The organism is Zhenhengia yiwuensis, assembly GCF_014384995.1.
In the GTDB taxonomy this organism is placed as follows: Bacteria; Bacillota; Clostridia; order Lachnospirales; family Cellulosilyticaceae; genus Zhenhengia; species Zhenhengia yiwuensis.
In genome coordinates this window covers 1-565 of sequence record NZ_JACRSY010000132.1, presented here as the reverse complement: position 1 = coordinate 565, position 565 = coordinate 1, and the positions used below count along the sequence as shown (strand labels likewise).

Below are 565 nucleotides of genomic sequence, written 5' to 3'. Positions count from 1 at the left end.
CACATACTCATGATGATAGATACTATACAGAAACAGAAATTAATACTAAGTTAGATGCAAAAGCTAATACTTCACATACTCATACAAAATCACAAATAACAGATTTCCCAACATCTTTACCAGCTAATGGTGGAAATGCTGATACAGTTGGCGGTAGGCAGTTTCTATGGCAAGGTCAACCTGGACAACCTACTTGGGTGTGGGGGGGAGATGAACCAGGAAATCAATGCTATGTATGGAACCCTGCTACATTTAGCGTTAGAAATGCCGATTATGTACAAGGTAGAAATCTAGCGGCAGAGTTTGATAGTTTAAAGTCTGCTGTAAGTAATCCTAAAGTCGTTAAGGGGGTTCAGAGGGGATATATATCTAGGGATGGATGTGATTATACTGAAAATATGTATTCAAAAGATTATACAATTAGTCCTGTAGATCCTTCTAAGACAATGATTAATTTATATAGTCAGGAGCGATATTGTCCTGTATCTGGTAGATTGATGAACAGTAATATATTACGTATCTATTCTAATACTAGTGGCAATGAAATTTATAAGGTTTCATGGGA

Annotated in this window: 1 protein-coding gene; it reads left to right on the top strand. The window is 36.3% G+C overall.

Annotation, left to right across the window (positions count from 1 at the left end):
• On the top strand, nucleotides 1–565 hold a 565-nt coding region (locus tag H8718_RS20410; protein WP_249334884.1), incomplete at both ends, for a phage tail repeat domain-containing protein.